This is a genomic window from Streptococcus sp. VTCC 12905 (assembly GCF_049893385.1).
GTDB lineage: Bacteria > Bacillota > Bacilli > Lactobacillales > Streptococcaceae > Streptococcus > Streptococcus suis_AA.
In genome coordinates this window covers 22,356-32,378 of record NZ_JBMVJC010000026.1, presented here as the reverse complement: position 1 = coordinate 32,378, position 10,023 = coordinate 22,356, and the positions used below count along the sequence as shown (strand labels likewise).

Below are 10,023 nucleotides of genomic sequence, written 5' to 3'. Positions count from 1 at the left end.
ATCCTCCAGTTTGTTTTTTATAACAGTATACTGGAGGAAGGAGTGATTGGATAGATACCTTGTTATTGGGCAGTTACGATGATGAGTTATTCGGTTCTTGTTAATTTCACAACCGCTTCTGTTCTAGCGGTATGAGGGAACATGTCAACAGATTGAATATATTCAACCTGGTAGGATTTAGTTAATTCAACCAGGTCTCTTGCGAGTGTTGAAACATTGCAAGAAACATAGACCATTTTTGATGGTCTGTACTTAAGGATTGTTTTTAGGAGTTTTCCGTCTATTCCAGTCCGTGGAGGATCAACAATGAGTGCATCTGCGTGATATCCTTCTTGATACCATTTTGGAATTATGTCTTCTGCTTTACCGGCTTCATAATGTGCATTCGTTAGGCCCATTTGTCTAGCATTTGCTTTTGCATCTTCAATTGCTTCGGGAATAATATCCATACCACGTAATGATTTGACTTTTCTGGCAAAGGCAAAGCCGATCGTACCTACTCCGCAGTAAGCATCTATGAGGTCTTCGTCTCCAGAAATATCCAAGGCTTTTACTGCTTCATTGTAAAGTACTTCGGTTTGCTGGGGATTTAATTGGTAAAATGCCCGAGGTGATAGAGAAAATTCATAGTCCAAAACAGCCTCATCAATAGCTTGTTTCCCCCACAGTATTTCAGTTTTTTCTCCATAGACTTCACTTGTTTTTTGTCTGTTCCAGTTTAAGGCAATTGTAACGATACTTGGAAACTGACTGATGAGTTCATCAATTAGTTTGATTAGATTAACTTGACAAGAGGTGATAAAAATTAGTTGGACTTGTCCCGTCTGACGAGCTCTACGTACCATGACAGTGCGAACACCTTGTTCCTTGCGTTCGTTGTAAATTGGGATACGGTGCTTAGTGAGGAGTTCCGCAACACTGTTAATAATTCTCTGTGTTTCTTGATCCTGGACATAACAGTCAGTAATTCCAATTAGACGATGTGAATTTTCTGCATATAATCCAGCTTTGACGCTGCCTTTAGTAGTACGAGTTTGAAATTGTAATTTAGCACGGTAGTGGCTGGGCTGATCCATTCCAATGGTTGGATGGATGGTGTATTGTTCGTAGCCAGAAGGTTTGAATTTTTTTAGTGCTTGCTGTAGCAAGTCTTTTTTAAAATCCAATTGCTTATCATAGCGGAGGTGCATGATTTGGCAACCGCCACAGGCTTCATAAATAGCACAAGGTGGTGTGACACGGAATTTGGATTGCTTGTTGATTTTCAATAACTTTGCCTCAACAAAATTCCGTTTGATTGAGGTAATTTGACAATATATTTCTTCACCTTTAAGAACACCGGGAACAAAGACAAGCGTTTTTTGATAAAAACCTATTCCTTCTCCATTGATGCCCATTCGTTTAATTTTTAAGGGGATTCGTTGATTAACTTTTAGATTCATATTATTATTTTACCGAAAATTCCTGTATAATGAAAGAATGAGAATAACAAAAATTGAAAAGAAAAAAAGACTATATTTATTAGAGCTTGATAGTCAAGAGTCTTTGTATATTACTGAGGATACCATTGTTCGTTTTATGCTAAGTAAGGATAAGGAAATCACAGAAAATGAACTTCAAGAAATTCGTGATTTTGCTCAATTCTCTTATGGAAAAAATATAGCATTATACTTTCTATCTTTCAAACAACGAACAAAAAAAGAAGTGTTGGATTATTTAAAAAAATATGAAATTAAAGAGGCAAATGCTGTAAAGATTATTACCGCTCTACAAGAAGAGAGATGGATTGATGATAAGAGTTATGTGGAAACCTACGTTCATCAAAATGGGTTGAATGGTGACAAGGGTCCGGCTTTGATTCGGCAGAAATTAATCGCGAAAGGGATTTCTAAATCTGTTATTGATAGTTGTTTAGTTGAGGTAGATTTTTCTAATCTGATTGAAAAGGTTGCTGAAAAATTGCTTAGAAAGTATCAGGATAAATTACCTATTCGAGCTCTGCAGGATAAGATTGTTCAAGGATTAATGAATAAGGGTTTTACCTATGACTTGGCAAGAAAAACGGTTGGTCAGTTAGATATTTCTGCAGATGACAATATGGAAGCCGATTTAATTAGTAAGGAATTAGAGAAACTGTATCGAAAATATAGTCGAAAATATGATGGATATGAGTTGAAGCAACGTTTGATTCAGGCTTTAGCGAGGAGAGGTTTCGAGTTCGATCAGATTCAGGCAGTCCTTAGGAATTATCTGTGATGAAATATTTTCACATATGTCAAAAATATGATATAATAATGAAGATAAATTGAAATTGTAGAAAGTTGGTAACAGTGTGAAATTACCAAGAGAAGGCGACTTTATTACAATTCAAAGTTATAAGCATGACGGAAAAATCCATCGCACTTGGCGTGATACCATGGTATTAAAGACAACAGAACATGCAATCATTGGAGTCAATAATCATACTTTAGTGACAGAAAATGATGGCAGACGTTGGGTAACAAGAGAACCAGCTATCGTATATTTTCATAAAAAATACTGGTTTAATATCATTGCAATGATTCGTGAAAATGGTGTATCTTATTATTGTAATCTTGCTAGTCCGTTTGTATTAGACAACGAAGCACTCAAATATATTGATTATGATTTGGATGTGAAAGTCTTTGCAGATGGTGAAAAAAGATTACTTGATGTGGATGAATATGAACGACATCGCAAGGATATGAAGTATTCAGATGATATTGATTATATTTTGAAGGAAAATGTAAAAATATTGGTTGATTGGATTAATCATCAGCGTGGGCCATTCTCTCCTGCCTATGTAAATATCTGGTATAAGCGCTATTTAGAACTGAGAAGTCGATAAAGTTATTCAAGAAAAACCTGTTTAGCAGGCTTTTTTCTTACTGTGAGGTAGAAAGATGGCATTTGATAAGACGGTAGGAAGATATGCAAGTTTTGGTATTGTCACTTCGCTCCCAGGTGAAGTGATTGATAGTTTCTGGTACGTCATTGATAACTATTTAAAGGGAGTTATCCCTTTGAAAAGTGTGATTCAATTTTCTATTAAAAACCGAGGTGGTAAAATTACCCTAGTTTTCTCACAAGAAGGGTATAAAAATGTGTTGGCGGTTGATTTTGTCAAGTCGTTTCGATCCATTTTATCCTTCTACAGTATTAGTTGTAGATAAGCAAGGACAAGAAACTATAACATTGCCTGATGAAGTTAGTTTTATTTAATGAACAAACATACTCGTCATGCAAGTTAAAGTATTTCGAGTGGAAACTAGATTCCTCATCTGAATGAATATTTTTTGGTTTGGAAAGTCTATTTTATTAAAAAATGAAATAATAACAGTATAATATGATATACCTAGTTGAAGTGAGGTTGCGCTATGTCAATTAATGGGCAAGAAAAACCACTCTATTTACAATTAGTGGATGAGTTGGAAGTGAAAATTCGAGAAAGCATGGTGCCAAATGAAAAATTGTTTTCGGAGAGAGAATTAACGCATTTATATGGTGTAAGTCGTATTACAGTTCGGCTTGCGTTACAAGAATTAGAAAAACGTGGTTTGGTCTATAAAAAACATGGTAAAGGGACCTATGTTTCGGAAATTTCAGAACCAGCTGTTGATTTATCTCAGGTTTATAGCTTTACCGAGCAAATGAAAGTGATGGGTAAGGTACCACAAACTATTATTCTTTCATTTCAAGAAATAGAAGCTTCGGAATATATTTCACAGCAGTTGATGATTGATATTGGTGAACATGTTTATGAATTAGAACGACTACGTTTGGCAGATGGTATTCCGATGATGTTGGAGCGTACCTACATTCCTGCCTCTTTATTTGATGGCCTAACTATTGCAGATTTGGACAATACAGCATTATACGAGGTATTCTCTAAAAAATATAATCAATTTATTCGAATGGCGGTCGAAGAGTTTTATGCTAGTATTGCCTTGGATAATGAAGCGAAGCTCTTGGGGGTAAGGGGAAATAGCCCTGTCCTTCATTTGTTACGAAAATCATACAATGATAAGAATCGTATTATTGAGTATACGTTTAGCATTGCGAGGGCTGACCAATTTCGGTATCGGATGGTTCATAAGCCAAAGAATGAAAACTAACTCTGTAAATGATGTAAATAATAAAAAGATTGTATATAAAGTCAGATTAATGACCATTATATACAATCTTTTTATAATTTATTGGAAGCAAAGTGTTTGTTTCAAAAGGAATTATCGGTTATTCGCTGAGATTTCAAATTTATAGTATTTCCAATGTTTATAAGTTTCAGTATATTCGATAATTTCTCCACTAGCACTATTGGTTGTCAATTTATTTTGCAAAATAGTTGGTTGATTTGGATCAATTTCTAACCCCTTAGCAATTTCCACGGGTGTTGGGAAGCTTACTTCGTTTGTTTCAACAAAGGGTTCTTCGAACATGTGGATATTAAAATCAATTTTTAGACGCTGATAGATCGATTGGAAATGTTCAAGAGGAGCATCAGGCGTTTGAATATAACGTTGAGGTATGTAAGAATTATGATAAATAAATGGAATTCCGTCGGCTTTACGAATACGAACGATTTTATAATAGTAGTCATTCTTATCTAAGTTCAATTTCTCGAGAATTCGTGTATCATTTCCCTTCTGACAAGCAAGAACAATTACTTGCTCATTTTCAATTGGGAAAATTTCAACATCTGAAAATTCAACCAAACGGCCCTTACGCGAACGGGAAACAAACGTACCCTTCCCTTGTTGGCGAATTAAATAACCATCTTTAACTAACTCATTGACAGCTCGAATAACAGTAATTGAACTTACATTGTATAACTTCGTTAATTCTGCTTCTGTATAAAATTTATCACCATTTTCAAATTTTCCCGAAATGATTTGTTGACGAAGGCTATTCTGGATTAGTTGATATTTAGGGACTTTCATTTTATACCTCCTTTCTGTAATTAGTATACTAAATTATCTAACAAAAATCAAAAGATATTAGTATGATTCCGGAGCTTTTTTAGCAAAAAATACCCATTTATTATTTTATATCTATTTGCTTAAAAAAATATAAAAATTTTTTCCAAAAGTACTGGACATAACCATAAGAAAGAGTTGATATACTAATAGAAAAAATAAACGATTGCATGGAGGTAGAAATGAGTGATTTTCAGATAAAAGATCAATTCTATTTAGATGAAAAGCCATTTAAAATATTATCTGGTGCAATTCACTATTTTCGAGTACATCCAGATGACTGGTATCATTCTTTATTCAACCTAAAGGCTCTTGGGTTTAATACGGTTGAGACTTATGTTCCTTGGAATTTGCATGAGTCTAAAAAAGGACATTTTTGTTTTGACGGAATTCTAGATGTTGAACGATTTCTAAGAATTGCTCAAGAACTAGGGCTTTATACAATTGTACGTCCTTCCCCCTATATTTGTTCAGAGTGGGAATGAGGTGGACTCCCCGCTTGGTTGATGAAGGAAGAGCTGAGAGTGCGTTCGAGTGATCCTACGTATTTGAAGCACTTAGATGAATATTACGCTTCTCTTCTTCCTAAATTAGATAAGTTCCAGCTCGCACAAGGAGGAACCATTCTCGTGTTTCAAGTTGAAAATGAGTATGGTTCCTAAGGTGAAGAAAAAGACTACTTAAAATAGGTTGCGAATTTGATGCGTAAACATGGTCTGACTGCTCCGTTCTTCACATCAGATGGTCCATGGAGAGCTTGTTTGCGTGCAGGTTCACTCATTACTGATGATATATTGGTCACTGAAAATTTTGGTTCAAGAGCGAACGAAAATTTTCAGATGATGCAAGCTTTCTTTGATGAATATGGAAAGACTTGGCCACTGATGTGCATGGAATTTTGGGGATGGATGGTTCAATTGCTGGGGTGATGAAGTGATTCGTTGTGAGCCAGAAGAACTAGCTCAGTCAGTCATGGATTGCATTGAACTTGGTTCGATTAATCTCTACATGTTTCACGGAGGTACGAACTTTGGTTTCATGAATGGATGCTCTGCGCGAGGTCAAATTGATTTGTCTCAGGTGACATCTTATGATTATGATGCAATTCTAGATGAAGCTGGAAATCCAACGCAGAAGTTTTACATTCTTCAAAAACTGATGATGGAAAGATATCCAGAATTAGACTATGCAGAACCAATAGTGAAAAAAGCTAAGGCGTTTGAGCCAGCTGAGTTAGTGAATAGAGTTAGTTTGTTTGAAACCATTGATGCCATCAGCGAGTGTCATCATTCATTCTATCCTAAGAATATGGAACAATTTAATCAACCCACTGGCTATATTCTCTATAAAACCGAATTGGAACAAGACAAGGAAGAAGTAGAACGTTTTCGTGTGATTGATGGTCGGGATCGGATTCATGTTTTTGCTGATGGGTGTAAGGTTACAACACAATATCAAACGGAGATTGGTGAAGACATTACGCTAGATTTCAAAAGCAAGCGATTGGATTTAGCTATTTTTGTGGAGAATAGGGGACGTGTCAACTACGGCCACAAACTAACAGCTCCAACTCAATCTAAAGGATTGGGAAGAGGAGCGATGGCAGACCTGCACTTTATTGGAAACTGGAAAATCTATCCACTACCAATTGAGTCGGTTTCAGCTCTTGATTATAGTAAGACTTGGCAAGAAAATCAGCCTGCATTCTATCGCTATACTTGTAACTTGTCAGATTTGGCGGATACTTACATAGACATGACTGGCTTTGGTAAAGGTGTTGTATTTGTAAACAATGTAAATATTGGACGTTTCTGGGAAAAAGGTCCGATTCTCTATCTCTATATTCCAAAAGGATACTTAAAGAAAGGAGAGAATGAAATAGTCGTCTTTGAGACGGAAGGAAAATATAGAGAAAGATTACCTTTTTCTCAAGAACCCATCTATAAAGATTTAAAATAAAGGAAAAATGAGTATGGCAATTATTGCTACACGTATCGATGGTCGTTTGATTCATGGTCAAGTTGCTAATTTATGGATTACGACTAAATTGAATATTGGTCGTATTATGGTAATTGATGACGCAGTTGCTCAAAACGACATTGAAAAACGAGGATTGAAGTTGGGTTGTCCTCTAGGGGTAAAACTTTCTATTTTACCGATTGATAAAGCTGCAAATAATATTAAAGAAGGAAAATATGATACTCGACTCTTGCTTATTGTAGCATGTCGTCCTAAAAATTTCCTTCGCCTAGTGGAGTATGGTGTAAGCCTTCCTGAACATAACGTTGGGAATATGTCTCAGACTCCTGAAACACGGTCTGTCACACGTTCAATCAATGTGGTAGAAAGATATTGCAGATTTTGATGCATTGGCAGCTAAGGGTGTGAAGCTCTTCGCTCAAATGGTTCCTGGCGATTCACCTAAAGACTTTATGCCATTATTGGATAAGGTTAGATAACGTTCGGATTTTTTGAAAAATTTTAAAGGAGGATCACTATTATGCAATGGTGACAAATATTACTTTTAACGCTCTACTCTGCTTACCAGATTTGTTGGGGGGAGCACCAGCTATTGTAGTTTCTCGTAAATTATTCGATGGTGGTTAATTTGATCTATATGCAGGTATGAACATGCCTATGGTCATTGATTTCTTGAACGGCGTTCTATTAGGTGAAGCTGTAGACTATGTGTAGTTTGGTAGAAGCAATTTACTTTATGTCAATTCCTTATTAACAAGTAGCGAAGATGATGAGGAGTGAAACAGTTCGGGGAACTGTTTCAGATGGTCACCTTGAAATAAGAAAGTGACCACAGAAAGCCCGAGCCCAGAAATAGGAGATTGAGGGAAGTTCAAGTGACTGTTTCAGCCTGAGCCTAGAAACGGGAGAACGAGGAAAGTCAGAGACTGTTTCGGTTGGAGATTATCTTCGTCGAGCAAAAATAATACTGTAGTCAAATTTGCTTTAAGTATCCTGAGACTGGGCAAACCTGGTCTCTTTTTGTATGGAGTATCATTTATCATATTTCTTGATACATTGCTCTATCCTATCATGTTGTGAAACCCCTTCCTACCATTCTTAGTCTATGGAGAGGAATAATGTGCCAGTGAATGAATCGATTCACAGAGAGATCGAAAACAAAAATGACCAAATTTTCTGAAAATTTATTGACATTCACTTTTAAAGTGGTAACATGTTATGTGAGGAATCATTTTAAATATAAGGAGAATCCAATGAGAAGTGATATGATAAAAATCGGGATTGACAAGGCTCCTGCGCGTGGCTTATTATACGCGACAGGACAAGTGAAATCTGCAAAGGATTTTCAAAAACCCTTTATTGCGATTTGCAATTCCTACATCGATATTGTACCTGGACATGTACATTTGAGAGAGTTGGCGGATGTGGCAAAAGAAGCGATAAGGGAAGCTGGTGGGATTCCGTTTGAGTTTAACACCATTGGGGTTGATGACGGTATTGCCATGGGACACATTGGAATGAGATACAGTTTGCCTTCAAGGGAATTGATAGCAGATGCGGCTGAAACAGTCATCAATGCGCATTGGTTTGATGGAGTTTTTTATATTCCAAACTGCGATAAGATTACTCCTGGAATGATTTTAGCAGCTATGCGAACCAATGTTCCGGCAGTATTTTGTTCTGGAGGACCTATGAAGGGTGGTGTCGATATGACAGGGCATCATGCCAGCCTTTCTAGTCTATTTGAGGCAGTTGGTAGCTACCAAGCTGGGGAAATGTCAGAACAGGAGTTTGAATTTCTAGAAAAAAATGCTTGTCCGACTTGCGGTTCTTGTTCGGGAATGTTTACAGCCAATTCAATGAATTGTTTGATGGAGGTATTGGGACTTGCATTGCCAGGGAATGGTACAATTCTTGCAGTGTCTGATGAACGACGAGAACTTGTTCGCCAAGCTGCCAAATACTTAATGGAAAATGTTAAAAAGAATATTAAACCTAGAGACATTGTAACGAAAGAAGCAATAGATGATGCGTTTGCTTTGGATATGGCAATGGGAGGTTCAACGAATACAGTATTACACACGCTAGCCATTGCCAGAGAAGCTGGGATTCCCTATGATTTGAAAGATATTAATGAAATCGCTGAAAAAACACCTTATCTTTCTAAATTATCTCCGTCATCAGCTTACACTATGCATGATGTACATGAGGCGGGAGGGGTTTCAGCGATTATCAATCAATTGATTAAGAATGGTTCTATCAAAGGGAATCGCATAACTGTAACCGGTAGAACTTTGAAAGAGAATGTTTCAGGTTGTGAGATTAAGAATGAAGAGGTTATTCATCCATTAGATCATCCATACTCACCAGTTGGTGGCTTATCCATTCTTTATGGGAATATTACCCAAGACGGTTCCGTTATTAAGGTAGGTGGGGTAGACCCTTCTGTAAAAACATTTAAAGGTGAGGCTCTTTGCTTTGACTCTCAAGATGAAGCGCTTGAGGCAATTGATAATGGTACAGTTCAGAAAGGTCATGTTGTTGTGATTCGTTACGAGGGGCCACAAGGCGGACCTGGGATGCCAGAAATGTTAGCTCCTACTTCAAAAATTGTCGGTCGAGGTTTGGGGAAAGATGTTGCACTTATAACGGATGGTCGTTTCTCTGGTGCAACTAGAGGGATTGCGATTGGTCACGTCTCTCCAGAGGCAGCTGCTGGTGGAAATATTGCTTTGATAGAGGATGGAGATGAGATAGCGATTGATTTGATCAATCGCACGATAGATGTTCTTGTGGATGATGAAGTACTTGCTGAACGTCGTCGTCACTTAAAATCATTCAAGCCTAAAATAGCAAGTGGTTGGCTGCGTCGTTATACACGTTTTGCTTCTTCGGCCAACTTTGGTGGTTCGATGATGACCGATGAGGAGTTTGCAGAACGCCAAGCAGAGCGCTAGAATAATTAGTATAAGATGAAAAAGGAATTCTTGTAGATTCCTTTTCATTATGGTCTATTAAAGATATACTATTCATATATTAAATCAATAAAAAT

The 10,023-nt window shown here is 36.9% G+C and carries 6 protein-coding genes and 4 pseudogenes; 8 read left to right on the top strand and 2 right to left on the bottom strand.

Annotation, left to right across the window (positions count from 1 at the left end):
* Positions 1-86: 86 nt before the first annotated feature.
* The gene (gene rlmD / locus ACPC58_RS09015; RefSeq protein ID WP_434065828.1) at positions 87-1,442 is read right to left on the bottom strand and encodes a 23S rRNA (uracil(1939)-C(5))-methyltransferase RlmD; all 1,356 of its coding nucleotides are present in this window, start codon (positions 1,440-1,442) and stop codon (positions 87-89) included.
* 37 nt (positions 1,443-1,479) lie between these two features.
* Here rlmD and recX point away from each other — a divergent pair, with 37 nt between their 5' ends.
* The 4 genes and pseudogenes from recX (at position 1,480) to ACPC58_RS08995 (ending at position 4,133) form a co-directional block, all read left to right on the top strand.
* On the top strand, positions 1,480-2,256 hold the full coding sequence (gene recX / locus ACPC58_RS09010) for a recombination regulator RecX (protein WP_217374640.1): 777 nt from the start codon (positions 1,480-1,482) through the stop codon (positions 2,254-2,256).
* Positions 2,257-2,332: 76 nt separating this feature from the next.
* Complete coding sequence (gene ntdP, locus ACPC58_RS09005) at positions 2,333-2,866, top strand: nucleoside tri-diphosphate phosphatase (protein WP_024396634.1); 534 nt, start codon at positions 2,333-2,335, stop codon at positions 2,864-2,866.
* 55 nt (positions 2,867-2,921) lie between these two features.
* Positions 2,922-3,240 (top strand): annotated as a pseudogene (locus ACPC58_RS09000) (DUF960 domain-containing protein).
* 155 nt (positions 3,241-3,395) lie between these two features.
* Entirely contained in the window at positions 3,396-4,133 is a 738-nt protein-coding gene (locus tag ACPC58_RS08995; RefSeq protein ID WP_217374642.1) for a GntR family transcriptional regulator, read from the top strand.
* Between the two features lie 111 nt (positions 4,134-4,244).
* Here the strand turns inward: ACPC58_RS08995 and ACPC58_RS08990 are convergent, their stop codons facing one another.
* Entirely contained in the window at positions 4,245-4,955 is a 711-nt protein-coding gene (locus ACPC58_RS08990) for a GntR family transcriptional regulator (protein ID WP_217374643.1), read from the bottom strand.
* 218 nt (positions 4,956-5,173) lie between these two features.
* On the opposite strand from ACPC58_RS08990, the pseudogene ACPC58_RS08985 reads away from it, so the two are divergent.
* The 4 genes and pseudogenes from ACPC58_RS08985 to ilvD all read left to right on the top strand — a co-directional run bounded on the left by ACPC58_RS08985 (position 5,174) and on the right by ilvD (position 9,928).
* Positions 5,174-6,950 (top strand): annotated as a pseudogene (locus ACPC58_RS08985) (glycoside hydrolase family 35 protein).
* A gap of 13 nt (positions 6,951-6,963) precedes the next feature.
* Positions 6,964-7,450 (top strand): annotated as a pseudogene (locus tag ACPC58_RS08980) (PTS system mannose/fructose/N-acetylgalactosamine-transporter subunit IIB).
* 88 nt (positions 7,451-7,538) lie between these two features.
* Positions 7,539-7,751, top strand: a pseudogene (locus ACPC58_RS08975) (PTS fructose transporter subunit IIA); the annotation flags it as partial.
* A gap of 473 nt (positions 7,752-8,224) precedes the next feature.
* Positions 8,225-9,928, top strand: a complete 1,704-nt coding sequence (ilvD, locus tag ACPC58_RS08970) for a dihydroxy-acid dehydratase (RefSeq protein ID WP_434065827.1) — start codon at positions 8,225-8,227, stop codon at positions 9,926-9,928.
* Positions 9,929-10,023 lie beyond the last annotated feature (95 nt).

Coding starts and splice junctions, on each gene's coding strand:
- rlmD (WP_434065828.1), bottom strand. CDS start 1,442: ATGAATCTAAAAGTTAATCAACGAATCCCCTTAAAAATTAAACGAATG.
- recX (WP_217374640.1), top strand. CDS start 1,480: ATGAGAATAACAAAAATTGAAAAGAAAAAAAGACTATATTTATTAGAG.
- ACPC58_RS08995 (WP_217374642.1), top strand. CDS start 3,396: ATGTCAATTAATGGGCAAGAAAAACCACTCTATTTACAATTAGTGGAT.
- ACPC58_RS08990 (WP_217374643.1), bottom strand. CDS start 4,955: ATGAAAGTCCCTAAATATCAACTAATCCAGAATAGCCTTCGTCAACAA.
- ilvD (WP_434065827.1), top strand. CDS start 8,225: ATGAGAAGTGATATGATAAAAATCGGGATTGACAAGGCTCCTGCGCGT.